This is a genomic window from Streptomyces mutabilis (assembly GCF_014649815.1).
Taxonomy (GTDB): Bacteria; Actinomycetota; Actinomycetes; order Streptomycetales; family Streptomycetaceae; genus Streptomyces; species Streptomyces mutabilis.
In genome coordinates, this window is record NZ_BMTT01000012.1 from 62429 (window position 1) to 81394 (window position 18966).

The following is an 18966-nucleotide window of genomic DNA, read 5'->3' on the forward strand; positions in this document are numbered from 1 at the left end:
TTCGTCGAGCCCCGCGAGTGCGGGGCCGGTGACCACCGGCCTCAGCGAAGACCCCCTTCGTCACCGAGACCGGAATCCGGTTCCACCTGGAACGTGTTCAACGCCGCCGCCAGCGTCCCGTAGGCGCCCACCGTGAACACGAAGTCCAGCAGCTGCCGTTCGTCCAGCTCCTTGGCCAGCTCCGCGTAGGTGGCGTCGGAGAGGGTGAATGCGGTCTCCAGTTCGTCGACGGCCCGGTTCACCAGCGTGGCGGCGCCCGTCCGTACCTGCTCCAGATCCTCTTCCGTCACGCCGGCCTCACGGCCGATGAGCACGTGCTGCCCCCACTCGTACGCGCACCGGCGACGCCAGGCCACCCGCAGGACCGCCAGCTCGCGCATCCGCTCCGGCAAGGTGTTGCGGGCCAGTAGATGGGCGGAGAAGGTGAGGAACGACCTGGCGAGCGCCGGGTGGCGGAGCAGCAGGCCGAGGACGTTCGAGGGGGGCACCTCCCGTCCGCCCGTCAGCGGTCGCAGCGTCTCGGCGTCCCACTCCTCGTACGGGACGGGAGACAACCTCGTCATGTGTTGCGCCCCCCGTTCACACCGATGATCTGCCCTGTGATGTAACCCGCCTCCTCGCTCACCAGGAAGGAGCAGGTCGCCGCTATGTCCTCCGGGAGACCGACCCGGCGGACCGGGGTCCGGGCGATGTGCTCCTCGATGGTGCCGCCGAGCCGCTGCCGCTGTTCGGCGGTGCGCAGCATCGGAGTGTCGATGAAACCGGGCGGCACGGCGTTGACGGTGATGCCCCGCGGGCCCAGCTCCAGGGCGAGGGACTTGGTCAGCCCGTTCACCGCGGACTTGGCGGCGACGTAGTGGGCCATGAAGGGCTGGCCGGAATGGGCGCTGGACGAGGATATGTTCACGATCCGTCCCCAGCGCCCCTCCCACATGTCCGGCAGCGCCGACTGCACGCAGTGGTACACCCCGTTGAGGTTGATGTCCACGACGCGCTGCCACTCCTCGAACGACAGCTCCGAGAACCGGGTGAAGCCGTCCTTGCCCGCCGCGTTGACCAGGACGGAGACCGGACCGTAGCGGTCGCGCACCGCTTCCATCGCCTTGTCGACCTGTGCGCGGTCGGTGATGTCCACGGTCAGCGCGCTGCCCTCCTCGGCCGGCGCGATGTCGAAGACGGCGACGTGGAGACCGTCGGCGGTGAGCCGCCGCGCGATCGCCCGACCGATGCCGGAGGCGCCACCGGTGACGACGGCCGTCCTCGCGCTGCTCACGCGAACGCCTCGTCGCCGACGACGGTCGTGCGGTGCAGCAGCCGCTCCGAGCTCTCGTCGTATGGCAGCGCGCGGTGCAGTATGCCGGTGTTGTCCCAGACCACGAGGTCGCCGACCTCCCAGTCGTGGGTGTAACGGAAGCGCTCCTGGGTGGTCCAGTCGAGCAGTTCGTCGAGCAGGGCGCGGCTCTCGTCGGGGTCCATCCCGACGATGTGATCGGCGGTGGTGCCGGTCACCAGGGAACGGCGCCCGTCCCTGCGGTGCCACACCAGGGACATCTCGTGGTTCGGCTGGGTCCGCCAGGCGGCCAGTTCCTTCTCGGTGGGGTCCGGGTTCACCAGCCGCTGGGACGCCTCGAAGCTGTGCACCACGCGCAGCGACTCGTACCGCTCGCGTTCCTTCTCCGGCAGGTTCTCGTACGCCGCGTAGGTGCTGGCGAACTCGGTGCCGCCACCGACCGTGGCGACATGGCGGGCGGTCAGCGTGGTCGCCTTGACGGGCACATCGTCGCTGGTGCCGTCCAGGTGCCAGTAGAACGCGCCCTTCAGGTACTTGGCGCTCTTGCTCTTGGCCGGGTTGATGGAGATCGGAAAGATTTCCTGGTCGCGCAGCGCGACCACCTCACCGAGCGTACGGCTGAACGCCAACTGCTGCTCGTCGTCGAGGTGCAGCCCACGCACGAGGACAACCCCGCGCCATGTGAGGGCCTCGGCCGCCCGGTGGACGAAGGCGTCGTCGAGCGGGTCCGTCACGCCGGTGAACTCCACCCCGAGCGACGAGCTCAAGGCCTTCGATGTGATCATGAAAACTCCCCTTCCGTATGTGAGAAGCATATTCTCACTCTGAGTGTGAGGGAAGTCCCGTGCCGTGCCCAGGAGTCATGGGAGTTGCCGGCATGGTCGCTCGCATGATGGGTGCGCAACAGGCTCTCTTGTCTGGCACCTTGATTCGCTGAAATGGAGAATGTAGTTTCCGACCAACCGAGCAGGGAGGCTGGGATGCGGTTCAGGGACAAGGTGGCAATCGTCACCGGAGCCGGTCAAGGCATCGGCGAGGGCTACGCGAAGGCGCTGGCCGCCGAAGGCGCGCGGGTCGTGGTCGCCGAGCTGAACGAGGAGCAGGGGCAACGTGTCGCCAAGGAGATAGGGGACGCGCTCTTCGTACGGACCGACGTCGGCGACCCGGCGTCCGCCGAGGCGCTCGCCGACACGGTGATCACCGAGTTCGGCGCGATCGACCACCTCGTCAACAATGCCGCCATCTTCCAGGGCATGCGTCGCGAGGGCATCACCAGTGTCGACTACGACTACCTCGACCGGTTCCTCAAGGTGAACCTGCTCGGCGCGCTGCACGTGACCCGGGCGGTCCTGCCGCACCTGAAGGAAGGCTCCGCCATCGTCAACCAGTCATCCACCGCGGCCTGGCAGCCCACCGGCTTCTACGGCCTCGCCAAGGCGGGCATCAACCACCTCACCGCGTCCCTCGCCGCGGAACTCGGCGACCGGGGCATCCGCGTCAACGCGATCGCGCCCGGCCCGACGGACACCGAGGGCTCCCGCGACATCATCCCGGAGCAGGTCCGCGAGGCGCTGGTGAGGTCACTCGCCCTCAAACGCATGGGGAAACCGGAGGATCAAGCCGGCCTACTCCTCTTCCTGCTGTCCGACGCCGCGAGCTGGGTCACCGGCCAGGTCGTCGCGGTGGACGGCGGGTCGGTGGTGCGGCTGTGAACAAGGCACCCACCAGCTCCCTGCTGATCGACGGCAAGCTCCTCACCACCGGCGCGACTTTCCCGTCCCACAACCCCGCCACCGGCGAACTGGTGGGGCACGCGCCCGAGGCCACCACGGCGGACGCCGAGGCGGCCGTGGCCGCCGCCCGCCGCGCCTTCGACACCACCGACTGGCCCACCGACAGGGACCTGCGGCTGCGCTCCCTGCGCCGGCTCCACCAAGCCCTCGACGAGCACCGCGAGGAGCTGCGCGAGCTGACCATCGCCGAGGTCGGCGCACCCCGCCAGCTCACCCACGGTCCGCAGCTCGACGAGCCGATCGGCATAGTGAAGTACTACGCCGACCTGCTGGAGAGCTACGAGTTCACCGAGGACCTGGGCGTGGTCGAGTCCCGCGGCCAGTGTCACCACCGCTGGGTGGAGAAGGAAGCGGCCGGCGTCGTCGCCGCGATCCTGCCGTACAACTTCCCCAACCAGCTCGCCCTGGCCAAGCTCGCCCCCGCGCTCGCCGCGGGCTGCACCGTCGTCCTCAAGGGCGCCCCGCAGACCCCGCTCACCACCCTCGCCCTCGGCGAACTGATCGCCGAGCACACCGACATCCCGCCCGGAGTCGTCAACGTACTCAGCTCCTCGACCCCCGAGGTCGGCGAGGCGCTCACCACCCACCGCGGCGTGGACGCGGTGACCTTCACCGGAGCCACCAGCACGGGCCGGCGCATCATGGCCGCCGCCTCCGGATCGGTGAAGCGGGTCTTCCTCGAACTCGGCGGAAAGTCGGCCATGATCGTTCTCGACGACGCCGACGTCACCAAGGCCGCCGTGTTCGCCGCCTTCACCATCTGCTCCCACTCGGGCCAGGGCTGCGCCCTCACCTCCCGCCTGCTCGTGCCGCGTGCCCGGCACGACGAGATCGTGCAGATGGTCGCGGCCGGGATGGACCGGGTCCGGGTCGGCGACCCCACCGATCCACGGACGAACATGGGACCGCTGATCAGCGAGGACCAGCGTGACAAGGTCGACAGCATGGTGCGCCGGGCCGTCGACGACGGCGCGGTCCTGGTCCGCGGCGGCAAACGCGTCGACCCCGGACACTTCTACGCACCCACCCTGCTCGCGGAGGTCGATCCCGACAGCGAGATCGCGCAGGAGGAGGTCTTCGGCCCCGTCCTCGCCGTGATCCCCTACGACGACGAGGACGACGCCGTCCGCATCGCCAACAACTCCAGGTACGGGCTCTCCGGCGCCGTGCACAGCGCCGACGAACAGCGGGCCATCCGCATCGCCCGGCGCATCCGAACCGGCACCTTCTCCATCAACGGCGGCAACTACTTCGCCCCCGACGTGCCCTTCGGCGGCTACAAGCAGTCCGGCATCGGCCGGGAGAGCGGCCGGTCCGGGTTCGAGGAGTTCCTGGAGGAGAAGGCCTTCGCCCGCATCGTCGCCCCCGAGGAGCAGTCATGAGACCGATGGAGGGGATCCGCGTCCTGGAAGTCGCCATGTACGGTTTCGTGCCCTCGGCGGGAGCCGTCCTCGCGGACTGGGGCGCCGACGTGGTCAAGGTCGAACACGCGGTCACCGGCGACCCGCAACGCGGGCTGCGCCAGACCGGCAGCTTCCGGGTGGAGGGCGACCCCAACCCGAACGTCGCCCACGCCAACCGCGGCAAGCGCTCCCTGGGCCTGGACATGACCACGCCGGAGGGCCGCGAGGTGCTGCACGAACTGGCCCGGGACGCGGACGTGTTCCTCACCAGCTTCCTGCCCGCCTCCCGAGCCCGGCTCGGCATCGACATCGACGACATTCGCGCCGTCAACCCGCGGATCGTCTACGCCCGAGGCAGCGCCCTCGGCCCCCGAGGCGCCGAGTCGGGCCGGGGCGGCTATGACATGACCGCTTTCTGGGCCAGGGCCGGCACGGCGGCCAGCATCACCCCGCCCGGCACGGAGGGCATGATCAGCCCGCCCGGTCCGGCCTACGGCGACACCATCTCCGGCACCAACCTGGCAGGCGGCATCGCCGCCGCGCTGCTGCGCCGCGAACGCACCGGGGAGACTGCCGTGGTCGACGTCTCCCTGCTCGGCAGCGGCCTGTGGGCACTCGGCCACTCCATCGGCCTGTCCCTGCACCTGGGCCGCGCCTGGGAGGGCGTCGCGCCCAGCACCCACGGCTCACCCACCAACCCGCTCTCCGGGCTCTACCGCACCGCTGACGACCGGTACATCACCTTCGTGATGCTCCAGCCGGCCAAGTTCTGGGCCAACGTGTGCCGATGCCTGGACCGACCCGAGCTCGCCGACGACCCCCGGTTCGCCACCACCGAGTCCATCACCCGGCACACGGGCGACGCGGTGAAGATCCTGCGCGAGGCGATCGCCACCCGCCCGCTCGCCGAGTGGACCAAGCGGTTCGCCGCACTCGACGGGCCCTGGGCGCCGGTCCAGGACACCCTCCAGGCCACCACCGACGCCCAGGTGCGCGCCAACGGCTACATCGGGCAGGCCGGCGACCTGGAACTCGTCGCCAGCCCCGTCCAGTTCGACGTCGAGGACACCGTCCTCGGCCCCGCACCGGAGTTTGCCGCGCAGACGGAGGAGATCCTCACCGAGCTCGGCTACGACTGGGACCGCATCCTCGCCCTCAAGGCGAGCGGCGCGGTCACCTGACCCGCTCATCCCGTCCCCTCCCCCGGACGACGAAGTCCGGGCGACACGAGGAGGCACCATGCGCAGGCTGCTCACAGGCGGTGTCACCGTACTCGCGGTGCTGCTGGCCGCCGGCTGCTCCACCCGCTCGGACGACGACACCGATTCCACCCGGCAGGACACTCCCGCCGCGCAGGAGACCCGTGCCGCGTCAGGTGACTTCGGCACCCTGAAGAACGTGTGCGGTCCCGGCACCGCCGGGAAGTCGTCCACGCAGGGCGTCACGGACGACAAGCTCCAGGTCGGCGTCCTGTCCGACGTCGGCTTCTCCAAGAAGTCCGAGTTCGTCGACGTGGCGAAGGTCTTCACCTCCTGGTGCAACGACGCGGGAGGCATCAACGGCCGTGACCTCGAACCGGTCACCCGGGACACCCGGCTCACAGAGGTCCGCCAGCGGACGATTGAGGCGTGCAAGGAGGACTTCGCGCTGGTCGGCGGCGGAGCGGCCCTGGACAGCCTGGGCGTCAAGGACCGGCTGACCTGCCTGCTTCCCAACTTTCCCGCGCAGTCCAGCCAGATCGGCGCCATCGGCTCCGACCTCCAGGTGATCGCGTCACAGCCCACCGCCGGGTACTTCCAGTACCCCGGCTACTACAACTGGCTGATGAAGGAGAAGTACCCCGACTCCGCACAGAAGGTCGGCGTCATCGCCGGAGACTCGCCCGTCACCAAGGTGATGTCGGCCCAGTTCGAGGAAGCGGTGGCCGGCCTCGGCGGCAAGGTCTCCTACACCGACCTGTACCCGGCGTCCGGCGTCTCCGACTGGACCCCGTACGCCCAGGCGATCAAGAAGGAGGACGTCAAGGGCCTCGTCTTCCTCGGTGACTTCGCCAGCCTCGCCAAACTGGAGCAGGCCCTCACCAGCATCGACTACGCGCCCGACTGGATCGACGCCAACTCCAACGCCTACGGCCCGGCGTTCCCGAAGCTGGCGGGCACGGCCCTGGCCAAGCAGCACAACTACGCCGAGCTGTTCGCCACCGCACCGCTGGAGAGCGCGGCCGACAACCCCGCCACCCAGCAGGCCATCGACCTGTTCGAGAAGTACGCGCCGGGAAAGGAAGTCAGCTATCCCGCGCTGCGCGCCTTCTCCGCCTGGCTGCTGTTCGCCACCGCCGCCCGTGACTGCACCACCCTCACCCGCGCCTGCGTCTACGAGAACGCGCGGAAGAACACCGACTGGACGGCAGGCGGTCTGCAGGCCCCGTTCGACCTGACCTCGAAGGAGCCGACCAGCTGCTTCGCGGTCGTGGAGGCCACCGCAGACGGCTGGCAGCCCACGGACTTCAAGCCCGACCAGGGCGCCTTCCGCTGCGACGGCCCCGTCTACAAGTACAAGGGCGACTACGGCAAACCCGCCACCCTCGCCTCCGTCGGCAAGTCCTTGTCCGACCTGACCTGACCCGACCTGAACGTGAACGGGAGCTGAGTGACGTGAAGGTACGCGTCGACCCCGAGCGCTGCCAGGGGCACACCCTGTGCGCCATGCGCGCCCCGAAGGTATTCGAACTGAGCGAGATCGACGGCCATTCCTCCCCGATCAACGAGGAGGTCCCCGACGATCAGCAGGACCAGGTGGTGGAGGCCGTCCGGTCCTGCCCCGAGCGAGCGATCAGCGTCTTCTGAGGGGGCGCGGCCGACACGAGGAGAACCCGCCATGACCGTATCCGAGCCGCACGGTGACGACATTCGCAAGCAGCCCCGCGTCCACTTCGACCGGCACGCCCCCGAGTACCGCGACCAGTTCGAGGAGCAGACCCGCGCCTTCCACGCCGGCTGCCCGCTAGCCTGGTCCGACACCTACGGCGGGCACTGGGTCGCCGCCGGCAACCGCGAGCTGCTCGCCTTCGCCCGCGCCGGACAGAAACTCTCCAACGACCACGACGTCAACGGCGAGCGCCGCGGCTACCAGGGCATCAACATCCCGGCCCCGGCCCGCGGCAAGGGCTTCCGCGGCGGGTTCCTGGAGATGGACCCGCCCGAACAGCGCGCGTACCGCAACGCCCTCAACCCCTACCTCTCCCCGGCGGCCATCGCACGCTGGATCCCGTTCATCGACGAGGTGGCCCGCGCCTGCCTCGACGAGAAGATCGAGTCCGGACGGATCGACTTCGTCGATGACCTCGCCAACATCGTCCCGGCCGTCTTCACGCTCGCCATGATGGGCGTGCCCCTGAAGAAGTGGGAGCTCTACAACGAGCCGGCCCACGCCGGTGTCTACACCCCGCCCGGCTCTCCGGAGATGGCCCGAGTGGTCGAGGCCCACATGGCCATGCTCAAGGACATCGCCGCCACCCTCCACGAGGTCCGCGCCCACCCGCGTCCCGGCCTCGCCGACGCCCTCGCCCGCCTGGAGATCGACGGCAAGCCCCCGTCCGACATCGACCTGGTCGGCGCCATGGCCCTGCTCATCGGTGGCGGCTTCGACACGACCACCGCGCTCACCGCCCACGCCCTCGAGTGGCTCTCCCAGCACCCCGACGAGCGAGCGCGGCTGGTCCGGGAGCGCGACACCCTGCTCGACACGGCCACCGAGGAGTTCCTCCGCTACTTCACCCCCGCGCCGGGCGACGGCCGGACGGTCGCGGAGAACTGCGAGATCGCGGGCAAGGAGTTCGAGGAGGGTGAACGCGTGTGGCTGTCCTGGGCGATGGCCAACCGCGACCCGGCCGTCTTCCCGGACCCGGACCGCGTCGACCTCGAACGCGGAGGCAACCGCCACACCGCCTTCGGCCTCGGCATCCACCGCTGCATCGGCTCCAACGTGGCCCGTACGGTCTTCAAGCGGATGCTGATCCAGGTCCTGGACCGCATTCCCGACTTCGTCTGCGACGCCGAGAACACCGTCCACTACGAGACCATCGGCGTCATCCAGGGCATGCGCCACCTGCCCGCCACCTTCACGCCCGGTCCGCGTCTCGGCCCCGGCCTGGAGGAGACGCTGGCATCGCTCCAGCAGGTGTGCGACGAACAGGGGCTGGCCGAGCCGGTGACGGTGCGCAAGGCGGAGGCGAAGATCCGTTGAGCGTGCCCCATGCGGGGGCCGCTCGTCCCCGGCCGCGACCGGACCAGGAGACCGAGTTCTTCTGGACCTCCGGCCGCGACGGGCGGCTCCGCTTCCGCTCCTGCACCGCCTGCTCGGCCCTGATCCACCCACCGCAGCCGGTCTGCCGCCACTGCCGCGGCCACGACACCGCGGTCCGCGAGGTCTCCGGCCGGGCCACCCTGATCGGCTTCACCGTCAACCACCGCTTCCCCCTCCCCGGCATGCCCGCTCCGTTCGTCGTCGCCCAGGTCGCCATCGAGGAGGATCCACGGGTCCGTCTCACCACCAACGTCGTCGACTGCGCGCCGGAGGACCTGCGCCTCGGCATGCTCATGGAGGTCGTCTTCGAGCAGGTGGGCGACACCTGGCTCCCGCTGTTCCGCCCGGCCGCGGCTCAGCCGGAGCCGGCCCCGCTGCCGCCCGACGACCCGTCCCCTGAACACATGCGGGACCACGTCCACAGGGCTTCCACGGCCCGCCGCTTCGAGGACGGCGCCGTCGTCAGCGGCGCCGGGGCCTCGCGCATCGGCCGCCGCCTCATGGTCCCGCCCCTCCACCTCACCGTGGAGGCGTGCGAGAAGGCCGTCGCCGACGCCGGTCTCACCCTCGACGACATCGACGGCCTGTCCACCTATCCCGGCGGCGGCGCCTACGGCGGCTTCGCCGAAGGAGGGGTCACCGCGCTGGAGTCGGCGCTCGGCATCCGCCCCGTCTGGCACAACGGCGCGGGGGAGACCTTCGGTCCCGGCGGGTCCGTGATCGCCGCCATGCTCGCGGTGGCCGGCGGCCTGGCCCGGCACGTGCTGTGCTTCCGCACGGTGTGGGAGGCGACATACGCGGAACTCGTCCGCCAAGGAAAGATCCAGCCTCCCCGCGCGGGCACCGCCGACGGCTGGTTCAAGCCGTTCGGCGCCGTCTCACCCGCCGTCATGTTGGCGATGAATGCCCAGCGGCACATGCACCGCTACGGTTCCACCCGCGAGACCCTCGGCTGGATCGCCCTCAACCAGCGCGCCGGCGCGGCCCGCCACCCGCACGCCGTCTATCGCGACCCGCTGACCATGGACGACTACCTGTCGGCGCGCACCATCACCACGCCCTTCGGCCTCTACGACTGCGACGTCCCCTGCGACGCCGCGACCGCCGTCGTCGTCTCCGCCGCCGAGACGGCGCCCGACCTCCGCAAGGCCCCGGTCCGTGTCGAGGCCGTCGGAACGCAGATCGTCGAACGCCCCGAATGGGACCAGGCCACGCTCACCCACGAACCCCAAGTGCTGGGCCAGGCGGCGCACCTGTGGACGCGCACCGACCTGCGCCCCGCCGACGTCGACGTGGTGCTGCTGTACGACGGCTTCACCTTCAACTGCCTGTCCTGGATCGAGGCGCTCGGCTTCTGCGGCATCGGCGAGGCCCGCGACTTCCTGGACGGCGGAAAGAACATCGCCCGGGACGGGATCCTCCCGCTCAACCCGCACGGCGGGCAGCTCTCCCACGGTCGCACACACGGCATGGGCCTGCTCCACGAGGCCGTCGTCCAACTGCGCGGCGAGGCCGGCGCCCGCCAGGTGGCGGGCGCGCGGACGGCCGTGGTCTCCAGCGGCGGACTCACCCCCAGCGGCGTACTCCTGCTCAGGACGGACGGATGACCTCAACCGAACCCGAACTCACCACCCGCGTCCACCGGAAGGTGGTGGACGTGCACGGCGTCCCCGCGTCCGCGCTGGTCACTGAGGCCGCTCGCCCGCGTGCCGTGATCGTGGCCGTGCACGGCGGTGCGACCACCTCCACCTACTTCGACCATCCGGGCCACCCCAGGCTCTCGCTGCTGCGCACCGCCGCCGCGGCCGGGTTCACCGTCGTCGCCCTCGATCGCCCCGGCTACGGCAGCTCGGCCGGGCACGAGGAACGTCTGCGGACACCCGAACATCGCACCGACTTCGCGTTCGCCGCCGTCGACGCCCTCCTGAGGGGACGGGACACCGGCCTCGGGGTCTTCCTCTGGGCGCACTCGGCGGGCTGCGAGCTGACCGTCCGGATGGCGAGCGACTCACGCGGCACCGCTCTGCTCGGGGTGGAACTCGCCGGAATGGGCCGTACCCACCACCCCAAGGTGATCACCGCGATGGAGGAGTGGCGGCGAGACCCGTCCCGCACCCGGCCCAATCTGCGCGACGCACTGTGGGACCCGCCGCACGCCTACCCGGACGACGTCTACGGCGGGCGCGGCATCGGTGCCGGCTCGCCCGAGTACGAGGGCCGCCGCGAGGGCTGGCAGGAGGAGTTCGCACGGCTCGCCGGGCGGGTCCCGGTGCCCGTCCACATCACGCTCGCCGAGTACGAACAGGTCTGGACGAACGGCCCTGAGGGACTGGCCGACCTCGCCTCGCTCTTCACCGCCGCGCCCCGACTGGTGCTGCACGAGCAGGCCGGCGCCGGCCACAACACCAGCGTCAGCCGCACCGCCCTCGCGTACCACCTGCACGTCCTGGCCTTCGTCGAGGAGTGCGTGCTCGGCGTGCCTGCCCTGCCGTCGGAGAGGGGACACCGCGATGGGTGAACCCGCGGACGCGGCCCTGCTCCTCGTCCGGCTCGTCTTGGGCGCGGTGATGGTGGTGCACGGCTGGAACCACTGGCGTGGTGGAGGCGGCATCACCGGCACGGCCGGCTGGTTCGCCGGCCTCGGCCTGCGCCGCCCGCGCCTGCAGGCGTGGCTGAGCGTATGGACGGAGATCGGTGCGGGAGCGCTGCTGGCCGTCGGGTTGTTCACGCCCCTGGCCTGCGCGGCCGTCCTGTCGGTGATGCTGGTCGCGGGACTGCTCGCCCACCGCCCGCACGGCTTCTTCGTTTTCAAGGAGGGCTACGAGTACGTCCTCGTGCTCGGCGTACTCGCGGTGGCGCTGGGCGCGTGGGGGCCGGGGGAGTACGCGGTCGACAGCGCCGCGGACATCGCCGTGACCGGATGGGCAGGCGCTGGCCTGGTGCTCGGAGCGGGTGTGCTGGCGACGGGCGGACTGCTCGCCACCTTCTGGCGGCCACGGGAGAAGACGTGAGAGGACGACGCGACATGCGGGTCGGTTTCATCGGACTGGGCAGCCAGGGCGCGCCGATGGCACGGCGCATCGTCGAAGCGGGATACGAGACGACGTTGTGGGCGCGCCGCTCCTCCTCTCTCGCCCCGTTCGCGGGCACCGCCGCCAGGACGGCGGGCTCACCGGCCGAGCTGGCCGCGGTCAGTGACGTGGTGTGTCTGTGCGTCGTCGACGACGCGGACGTCGAGCAGCTGACCACCGGGGGAGACGGTGTCCTCGCCGGGATGCGCCGGGGAGGCGTGCTCGTGGTGCACTCCACCGTCCATCCCGAGACCTGCCGCCGGCTGGAGGAACGCGCCCGCGTGCAGCGGGTCTCGGTCCTGGACGCGCCGGTGAGCGGCGGGGGGCGGGCCGCGGAACAGGGTTCCCTGCTCGTCATGGCGGGAGGAGACCCCCAGGTCTTCGCCTTCTGCCGTCCGCTGTTCGCCCTGTACGGGGACCCTGTCGTCCACCTCGGTCCGATCGGCGCCGGGCAGGTGGCGAAATTCCTCAACAACGTCCTCTTCACGGCCCACCTGGGGCTCGCGGCGGACGCTCTGGAACTGGGCGACCGGCTGGGGTTGGACACCGAGGGGCTCGGTCGGATCCTGCCGCGCGGCAGCGCGGCGAGTTTCGCCCTCGAACGAGTCGTCGACGCGGGCGGAACGCTGCGGCGCATCGCCGCGCACGCGGGCGGACTGCTGGCCAAGGACGTCCGGCTCCTCACGAGCATCGCCGAGACCGCCGTCGCCGACAGCGGGTCACGGCCGGGCCCGGTGCGGGAGGCCGCCCGGTCCGCCCTGGACGCCATGGGGCAGTGACGCCCGGACCGCCGCGGTGGTCGCCTCCAGGTTCCTCGCCCCGGCCGGCCGGGGATGCGTAGTGTGTGCGGTCACTGTCCAACGGTGGAAGGACACGACGACGTGGATTCTGCACGGCGACAGGACATCCTGGAGGCGGCCTTGCAGGTCTTCGCCGAACGCGGCTTCAAGCACGCCTCGATCGACGCGGTGGCCGAGCGGGCGGGGCTGACCCGACAGGGCGTGCTCCACTACTTCCCGAGCAAGAAGAAGCTGCTTTTGGAGATGCTGAGTATCCGTGAGCAGCTCAACCGCGCGCATCTGGCGGAGCATCCCGTCGGGGAGGATCTGCCCGCCCACTTCGCCGCGGCCGTGGCCTTCGAGCAGGGACACCCGTCGTTCGCCACCGTGCACAGCGTGGTGATGGCCGAGGCGGTCACGGGTCAGGAGCCCGCGAGCGGTTACGTGGGAGACCGCCTGCGTTCCCTGCAGATCCACCTCACCGCCCGACTGACCGAGCGCTACGGCGAGCGCATGCCCAGCGGCCTGAGCGCGTCGACGGCCGCCACCGCCGTGCTCGCCCTGGTCGAGGGCATTCACCAGTGGTGGCTGATGGACCCCGACCCGGACGCGGACCACTACCCGGAGATCGTGCGGGAAACGCTTTCGGTCGTGTTGGGTCCGACGGGAGACGGGCCTGGAGACGAGGACCGCGACGAGAAGGGCGACGGGTCGCCTCAGGCGCCCGCTGTGAACGGGTAGACCCGGGTGAAGTCGGCGTCCGGTTCGGCGGCAGTGAACGCCTCCCACACCGCCTGGACGACCGGGGCCACCGCGGCCGCGCCACCCAGAGCCTCGGTCTCCCGCAGGTACAGGCCGACGTCCTTGGCCATCAGCGTGTTGCTGAACCCGGAGGCGTAACGGCCGGTGAGCACCTCTTGGGGGAACTTGTCGGCGGTGGCCCCACTGCGTCCGCTGGAGGCGTTGAGGACCTCCAGCATCACGGCCATGTCCAGCCCCGCAGCCTGCCCGAAGGCGACGGCCTCGCTGGTCGCCGCGAGCGCGGTGGCGGACAGGAAGTTGTTGGCGAGCTTGAGCGCCTGGGCCTGGCCGGGCCGGTCACCGACCCGCCGCCGGCGGTCGCTGAGCCCGGCGAGCACGGGCTCGACCCGCGCACAGTCCTCGTCGGCTCCCGAGTACATGACCATCAGACTGCGCCTGCGGGCTCCCGCCACCCCTCCGGACACGGGCGCGTCCACGTACGCGGGCCCCAGTCCGGACAGTTCGCGGGCTGCCGCGACTCCGACGGTGGAGGTGTCCACGACGTGCGTGACGCGGCTGTCGCGGGCGCGAGCGAGTTCCCGCACGACCGACGTGCAGACGATGCCGTCGGGCAGACTGAGCACCACGATGTCCGCGGCGCGTGCCACCTCCGCGGGACCCGGTGCCCATCGGGCGCCGGTCGGGGTGCGGGCCGGTCCCGCGGCGTCGTGGGCCACCACCAGGAATCCGGCCGACACGAGGTTCGACGCCAGCACACCGCCCATGTTGCCCAGGCCGACGAACCCGACCGCCTCGTGACCGGCCGCCCCCCGCCCGCTCACGCCGCCTCCCGCTCGGCGCGCGCTTCACGCAGGACGGCCAGGGCAGCGCTCCCGGCGGGGGCACCGCAGTAGGCGGTGATCTGGAAGAGGAGCTCGTCCACCTCGGCGTCACTGACGCCCGCGCGGGCGGCGGCGTCCAGATGCACCCGGAACTGTCCCATGCGGCCCGTGGCGGCGGTCATCGCCAGGACCAGGAGGCTGCGGTCGCGGGTGCTCAGTGGACCGCCGCGCGCCCACACCCCCCACGCCGTCGCGGTCAGGTAGTCCCGGAAGCCCTCCGGGGCGGTGGGGTCGGTCTGCGTGGCGTCGTCGCCGATCACCTCCCGGCGTATCGCCCGTGCCGCTTCCTGCTGCTTCTGGTCGTACATCCACCGCTCCCTCGAGGTCGTGGCTGCCAAAGTCGGCTTCTTCGGGTGAGAGTTGTGCTAACGATATCCGAAAATGGCATTTCCGGAAGCTGTCGGTGCGCTCGCCGGGCGCGAGAGGCGGAGGTCGTCGTGGAGCTGGGTTTCGTCGGTGCGGGCCGGATGGGCCGCCCCATGGTGCGGCGTCTCGTCGAGGCCGGGCACCGGGTTCGTGTGTACGTCCGCGATGCCGAGGTGCGTACGTCCCTCGCCCGCGACGGCGCCGAGCCCGTCACCTCGCTCACCGCCGCGGCGCGCGGTGCGGACGCCGTCCTCCTCTGCGTGCTCACGGACGCGCAGGTCCGGGAGGTGTGCCTCGACGGGGCTCTCGTCCCGGCACTGCCCGACGGGTCGGTGCTCGCCGTGCACACCACCGGCGACCCGCGCACGGTACGGACGCTGGCCCACCGCGGCGCCGACGTCGTGGACGTGCCCGTCAGCGGCGGCCCGCACGATGTCGAGGCCGGCCGCCTGACCGTTTTCGCCGGGGGAGAGGAGCAGGCGGTGGAGCGGGTGCGTCCCGCGCTGTGCGCCTACGCCGATCCGGTGCTGCACGTCGGTGCGCTCGGTGCCGGGCAGGGCGTGAAACTGGTGAACAACACGCTGTTCGCCGCCCAGTTGGGCCTGCTCGCCCAGGCGGTGCGGCTCGGGCGGGACCTCGGAGTCGAGGAGAGTGTGCTCCTGGCGGCACTGGCGCAGGGCAGCGCGGCGGGCAACGCCTCTGCGGCGTCCGCCGCCCGGGGCGGAGTCGCTGGGTTGGTGGCCGGCGCCGGACCCTTCCTCCGCAAGGACCTCGCGGTGGCCGCCGACCTCACCGGGGCACTGGGCTTGTCACTCGGGCCGCTGTCACCCGCGGTGCGCAGTCTGCGGGGGCTGCTGCCCGAGGTCGACTGAGGGTGCGGCCTGCCGTGAGGGCCGCGGTGATCCCGATCGGCTATGGAAACACTATTCTCCATAGCAGAGATCGCTGTTATCGTCGGAGCGTCCGGCCAGGCGGAGTGGACGGGGCCCGGTCGGCGAGCACGCGGTGCCGTGGCACAGCACGCGGCACCGCGCACCACCACGTGCGGCGGTGGCGCCGGCTCGAAGCGCGTCGGCCGCAGCGTCCTGACGTCCTGAGCCGTCCAGCGAGCAGACACGGAGATTCCGACATGATCCACGTCCTGACCGCCACGTTCCCCGTGTTCGGTCCTCGCGCCGAAGCGGCCGCGTGATGCCGGCCCAGGAGAGGGCTCCGCGGCCTCCGGTGCTGCTGCGGGCGGCTCGACTGCTCGACATCACGAAGGGTGAACTCGTCGAGATGGGAGAGCTGTTGGTCGTCGGGGAGCACATCACCGAGGTGGGGCGGCCCGGCCGGCTTCCCGAGGGCACGGTGGTGCGCGACCTCGGGGACGTCACCCTGATGCCCGGTCTGATGGACATGGAGGTCAACCTCTTCCTCGGAGGTCCCGATCACCGCAGCCCGTTGATCCCGGTGCAGGAGGACCCGGCCGTGCGCACCCTGCGCGCGGCGGCCAACGCGCGCCGGACCCTGAGGCGCGGCTACACCACGGTGCGCAACCTCGGCCTGTTCGTGCAGACGGGCGGCGTCCTGCTCGACGTCGCGCTGAAGAAGGCCATCGACCTCGGATGGGTCGAGGGACCGCGCGTGGTGCCGGCCGGCCACGCGATCGCCCCGACCGGCGGGCACCTCGACCCGACCATGTTCCAGGCGTTCGCCCCCGGCGTGCTGCCGCTCACCGTGGAGGAGGGCATCGCCAATGGGGTGGCGGAGGTGCGCAAAGCGGTCCGGTACCAGATCAAGTACGGCGCACGGGTCGTCAAGGTCTGCGCGTCCAACGGGGTCATGTCGCACACCGGCCCCACCGGTGCCCAGCAGTATTCGGACGAGGAACTGCGTGCCATCGTCGACGAGGCGCACCGGGCGGGCGTGAAGGTCGCCGCGCACTGCATGGGGGACTCCGCCATCAGGGCCGCGGTCGAGGCAGGCATCGACTGCATCGAGCACGGCTTCCTGGCGAGCGACGCCACCCTGGACCTGATGGCGGAGCGCGGTACCTTCCTGGTCGCCACCACCTACCTGACCGAGGGGATGAACACCGAGCACGCCGACCCCGCCCTCAAGGCGAAGGCGGCGGACGTCTTCCCACGCGCCCGCGAGTCCACGTCCCGCGCGATCGGCCGCGGCGTCAAGGTCGCCCTCGGCACCGACGCCCCCGCCATTCCGCACGGCAAGGGGGCACTGGAGATGCGTGCTCTGGTCGACCGGGGCATGCGGCCCCTCCAGGCCCTGCGCGCCGCGACCACGGTCGCCGCCGACCTGATCGACGCGGACGACCGGGGACGGCTGGAACCAGGCCTGCTCGCGGACGTCATCGCCGTCCCCGGCGACCCGCTCACGGACGTCTCAGTCACCGGGCGGGTGTCGTTCGTCATGAAGGGCGGTCAGGTGTACCGCGACGACACGCCGGAGCCCTGACCCCCACGACCACCCGGCCGGCCGAGCCGCGGGGAGCAGGGGGACGCGCGCCGGCCGCGACCCCGTCCCACGGCGGTGAGGGCGACCGCGGGAAACGCGCCGGTGGCCGGCCGGGCAGCGCGCGTCGCGACCCGCGGACGCGAGTGCTCGCGCGACACCGGTCCGGTTCCTGCCGGGGTACGCCCGAGCCGCCGAGAAGGAGTCCTACGAGATGTACGACTACGTGATCGCGGGCGCCGGATCGGCGGGATGTGTGCTGGCCGACCGGCTCTCACGCGACCCCGGCGTCCGGGTGCTGCTCATCGAGGCCGGCGGTGTCGACCGCCACCCCTACCTGCGCATCCCCAAGGGCGTCGGAAAACTCTTCGGCGCCCCGACCTACTCCTGGCACTACCGCACCCGGCCCATGCGGCCCGGCGGGAACCCGGACATGTGGGTGCGTGGCAAGGTGCTCGGCGGTTCGAGCTCCGTCAACGGCATGGTCTACAACCGGGGCACCCGCGCCGACTGGGACGGCCTGGAGGAACTCGGCAACCCCGGATGGGGCTGGGACTCGGTCCTGGCCGCCTTCCGCGCCATCGAGAACAACGCCCTGGGCGCCTCACCCACCCGGGGCACCGGCGGCCCCCTGCACATCTCCACCGTCCGTGACCCGGACCCGCTGTGCGACGAGTTCATCGCCACCGGCGAGGCGCTCGGAGCGCGGGCGGTCCCCGACGTCAACGAGTACGACGGTGAGCGGATCGGCTACGCCATGGCCACCATCAAGGCCGGCCAGCGCTTCAGCGCCGCCCGCGCCTTCCTCCGTCCCGCACGCTCCCGGCCCAACCTCGTCGTCGCCCCGAACACCACCGCCGCCCGGGTGCTCTTCGACGGGGACAAGGCGACGGGGATACGCGTGCGCAAGGCCGACGGTACGAGTGAGGACATCCGGGCCCGGCGGGAGGTCGTCCTCAGCCTCGGCAGCCTGGCCACACCCAGACTGCTCCAGCTGTCCGGCATCGGCCCCGCCGAGACACTGCGGGCCGCAGGCGTCGACGTACGCGTCGACCGCTCACTGGTGGGGGCACGGCTGCGCGAGCACCGCTGCCTGGCGCTGCGGTTCCGCCTCAACGCACCCCTCGGCGCCAACCGGCAACTGGCCGGTTCCCTCGCCCAGGCACGCACCGGCGCCGCCTACCTGCTCACCCGCAAGGGACCGCTGGCCCGGCCCGCCTACGACGTGATGGCGTTCCTCAAGTCCCGCCCGGATGCGGCCCGGCCCGACACCGAGGTGTTGCTGGCGCCCTGGTCGCTGGGCGCGCTGACGCCGGGCAGGCCGGCGGAGGTGGAGCGGGAGCCGGGGGTGTCGGCCTGCGCGATGGTGCTGCGGCCGACCTCGGAGGGCTCGCTGGCCATCACCTCGGCCGACCCCGACGCCGGCCTCGACATCGATCCCGGGTACTTCTCCACGGCTCACGACCGGGAGGTCGCCACCGACCTGTTCCGGCGGCTGCGCGACTACTTCGCCACCGATCCCATCGCCTCCCGCATCCAGCGCGAGACCTTCCCCGGTCCGGCCGTCGCGTCCGATGCGGAGGAGGACGTCGTCCGGTCGGCCCTCGACGGGGGCTATTGCGGCTTCCACGCCATCGGCACCTGCGCCATGGGCTCCGGACCGGAGGATGTCACCGATCCCGAACTCCGCGTACGCGGTGTGGACAACCTCCGGGTGGTCGACGCCTCCGTCCTGCCCGTGATGGTGGCGGGCAACCTCAACGGGCCGGTGATGGCGATGGCCTGGCGGGCGGCGGAGTCCTTCCTCGCGGACAGGTGAGGACCGGCGGGGGCGAGCGGGCCCCCGCCGGCCGCTCTCGCC

Annotated in this window: 19 protein-coding genes; 14 read left to right on the top strand and 5 right to left on the bottom strand. The window is 71.4% G+C overall.

Going from position 1 to position 18966, the window contains the following annotated elements:
- Positions 1–41: 41 nt before the first annotated feature.
- The 3 genes from IE142_RS23295 to IE142_RS23305 are packed head-to-tail and all read right to left on the bottom strand — an operon-like array spanning position 42 to position 2076.
- Positions 42–563, bottom strand: a complete 522-nt coding sequence (locus tag IE142_RS23295) for a carboxymuconolactone decarboxylase family protein (protein WP_191887555.1) — start codon at positions 561–563, stop codon at positions 42–44.
- Positions 560–1273, bottom strand: coding sequence for an SDR family oxidoreductase (locus IE142_RS23300; RefSeq protein WP_191887556.1), 714 nt, complete (start codon positions 1271–1273; stop codon positions 560–562). The genes IE142_RS23295 and IE142_RS23300 overlap by 4 nt, the downstream gene beginning before the upstream one ends.
- The gene (locus IE142_RS23305) at positions 1270–2076 is read right to left on the bottom strand and encodes a TauD/TfdA dioxygenase family protein (protein ID WP_191887557.1); all 807 of its coding nucleotides are present in this window, start codon (positions 2074–2076) and stop codon (positions 1270–1272) included. Before IE142_RS23305 ends, IE142_RS23300 begins: the two co-directional genes overlap by 4 nt.
- Before the next feature lie 195 nt (positions 2077–2271).
- On the opposite strand from IE142_RS23305, the gene IE142_RS23310 reads away from it, so the two are divergent.
- The 11 genes from IE142_RS23310 to IE142_RS23360 all read left to right on the top strand — a co-directional run bounded on the left by IE142_RS23310 (position 2272) and on the right by IE142_RS23360 (position 13383).
- Entirely contained in the window at positions 2272–3003 is a 732-nt protein-coding gene (locus IE142_RS23310) for an SDR family oxidoreductase (protein WP_191887558.1), read from the top strand.
- On the top strand, positions 3000–4466 hold the full coding sequence (locus IE142_RS23315) for an aldehyde dehydrogenase family protein (RefSeq protein WP_229830802.1): 1467 nt from the start codon (positions 3000–3002) through the stop codon (positions 4464–4466). The genes IE142_RS23310 and IE142_RS23315 overlap by 4 nt, the downstream gene beginning before the upstream one ends.
- The gene (locus tag IE142_RS23320; RefSeq protein ID WP_191887559.1) at positions 4463–5668 is read left to right on the top strand and encodes a CaiB/BaiF CoA transferase family protein; all 1206 of its coding nucleotides are present in this window, start codon (positions 4463–4465) and stop codon (positions 5666–5668) included. The genes IE142_RS23315 and IE142_RS23320 overlap by 4 nt, the downstream gene beginning before the upstream one ends.
- A 58-nt stretch (positions 5669–5726) precedes the next feature.
- Entirely contained in the window at positions 5727–7109 is a 1383-nt protein-coding gene (locus tag IE142_RS23325) for an ABC transporter substrate-binding protein (protein ID WP_191887560.1), read from the top strand.
- 32 nt (positions 7110–7141) lie between these two features.
- A complete protein-coding gene (locus tag IE142_RS23330; RefSeq protein ID WP_191887561.1) occupies positions 7142–7333 on the top strand; it encodes a ferredoxin in 192 nt (63 codons plus the stop codon).
- Between the two features lie 31 nt (positions 7334–7364).
- Positions 7365–8732 carry a cytochrome P450 gene (locus IE142_RS23335; protein WP_191887562.1) on the top strand — a complete coding sequence of 456 codons (1368 nt, stop codon included), beginning with the start codon at positions 7365–7367 and terminating at the stop codon, positions 8730–8732.
- 2 nt (positions 8733–8734) lie between these two features.
- Positions 8735–10399 carry a thiolase C-terminal domain-containing protein gene (locus tag IE142_RS23340; protein ID WP_191887690.1) on the top strand — a complete coding sequence of 555 codons (1665 nt, stop codon included), beginning with the start codon at positions 8735–8737 and terminating at the stop codon, positions 10397–10399.
- Complete coding sequence (locus IE142_RS23345) at positions 10396–11310, top strand: alpha/beta hydrolase (RefSeq protein WP_191887563.1); 915 nt, start codon at positions 10396–10398, stop codon at positions 11308–11310. The genes IE142_RS23340 and IE142_RS23345 overlap by 4 nt, the downstream gene beginning before the upstream one ends.
- Positions 11303–11803: a DoxX family protein gene (locus tag IE142_RS23350; RefSeq protein WP_191887564.1), complete on the top strand. Its 501-nt coding sequence runs from the start codon at positions 11303–11305 to the stop codon at positions 11801–11803. Before IE142_RS23345 ends, IE142_RS23350 begins: the two co-directional genes overlap by 8 nt.
- A complete protein-coding gene (locus IE142_RS23355; RefSeq protein WP_229830805.1) occupies positions 11800–12642 on the top strand; it encodes an NAD(P)-dependent oxidoreductase in 843 nt (280 codons plus the stop codon). The genes IE142_RS23350 and IE142_RS23355 overlap by 4 nt, the downstream gene beginning before the upstream one ends.
- Positions 12643–12744: 102 nt before the next feature.
- Positions 12745–13383: a TetR/AcrR family transcriptional regulator gene (locus IE142_RS23360; RefSeq protein ID WP_191887565.1), complete on the top strand. Its 639-nt coding sequence runs from the start codon at positions 12745–12747 to the stop codon at positions 13381–13383.
- On the opposite strand, the gene IE142_RS23365 is transcribed toward IE142_RS23360, so the two are convergent.
- Positions 13359–14225, bottom strand: a complete 867-nt coding sequence (locus IE142_RS23365; RefSeq protein WP_229830807.1) for an NAD(P)-dependent oxidoreductase — start codon at positions 14223–14225, stop codon at positions 13359–13361. The two genes, IE142_RS23360 and IE142_RS23365, sit on opposite strands and share 25 nt — an antisense overlap.
- Positions 14222–14593, bottom strand: a complete 372-nt coding sequence (locus tag IE142_RS23370; protein WP_191887566.1) for a carboxymuconolactone decarboxylase family protein — start codon at positions 14591–14593, stop codon at positions 14222–14224. The genes IE142_RS23365 and IE142_RS23370 overlap by 4 nt, the downstream gene beginning before the upstream one ends.
- 129 nt (positions 14594–14722) lie before the next feature.
- Here IE142_RS23370 and IE142_RS23375 point away from each other — a divergent pair, with 129 nt between their 5' ends.
- The 3 genes from IE142_RS23375 (at position 14723) to IE142_RS23385 (ending at position 18924) form a co-directional block, all read left to right on the top strand.
- Positions 14723–15523, top strand: coding sequence for an NAD(P)-dependent oxidoreductase (locus IE142_RS23375; protein WP_191887567.1), 801 nt, complete (start codon positions 14723–14725; stop codon positions 15521–15523).
- 319 nt (positions 15524–15842) lie between these two features.
- The gene (locus IE142_RS23380) at positions 15843–17108 is read left to right on the top strand and encodes a metal-dependent hydrolase family protein (protein ID WP_191887693.1); all 1266 of its coding nucleotides are present in this window, start codon (positions 15843–15845) and stop codon (positions 17106–17108) included.
- A 211-nt stretch (positions 17109–17319) separates the two neighbouring features.
- Positions 17320–18924, top strand: coding sequence for a GMC family oxidoreductase (locus tag IE142_RS23385; protein ID WP_191887568.1), 1605 nt, complete (start codon positions 17320–17322; stop codon positions 18922–18924).
- Positions 18925–18966 lie beyond the last annotated feature (42 nt).

What these genes read in the sequence shown, in the direction of transcription:
- IE142_RS23325 (WP_191887560.1), top strand. Translation starts at nt 5,727, where the DNA reads ATGCGCAGGCTGCTCACAGGCGGTGTCACCGTACTCGCGGTGCTGCTG.
- IE142_RS23350 (WP_191887564.1), top strand. Translation starts at nt 11,303, where the DNA reads ATGGGTGAACCCGCGGACGCGGCCCTGCTCCTCGTCCGGCTCGTCTTG.
- IE142_RS23305 (WP_191887557.1), bottom strand. Translation starts at nt 2,076, where the DNA reads ATGATCACATCGAAGGCCTTGAGCTCGTCGCTCGGGGTGGAGTTCACC.
- IE142_RS23335 (WP_191887562.1), top strand. Translation starts at nt 7,365, where the DNA reads ATGACCGTATCCGAGCCGCACGGTGACGACATTCGCAAGCAGCCCCGC.
- IE142_RS23380 (WP_191887693.1), top strand. Translation starts at nt 15,843, where the DNA reads ATGCCGGCCCAGGAGAGGGCTCCGCGGCCTCCGGTGCTGCTGCGGGCG.
- IE142_RS23385 (WP_191887568.1), top strand. Translation starts at nt 17,320, where the DNA reads ATGTACGACTACGTGATCGCGGGCGCCGGATCGGCGGGATGTGTGCTG.
- IE142_RS23370 (WP_191887566.1), bottom strand. Translation starts at nt 14,593, where the DNA reads ATGTACGACCAGAAGCAGCAGGAAGCGGCACGGGCGATACGCCGGGAG.
- IE142_RS23295 (WP_191887555.1), bottom strand. Translation starts at nt 563, where the DNA reads ATGACGAGGTTGTCTCCCGTCCCGTACGAGGAGTGGGACGCCGAGACG.
- IE142_RS23310 (WP_191887558.1), top strand. Translation starts at nt 2,272, where the DNA reads ATGCGGTTCAGGGACAAGGTGGCAATCGTCACCGGAGCCGGTCAAGGC.
- IE142_RS23345 (WP_191887563.1), top strand. Translation starts at nt 10,396, where the DNA reads ATGACCTCAACCGAACCCGAACTCACCACCCGCGTCCACCGGAAGGTG.
- IE142_RS23320 (WP_191887559.1), top strand. Translation starts at nt 4,463, where the DNA reads ATGAGACCGATGGAGGGGATCCGCGTCCTGGAAGTCGCCATGTACGGT.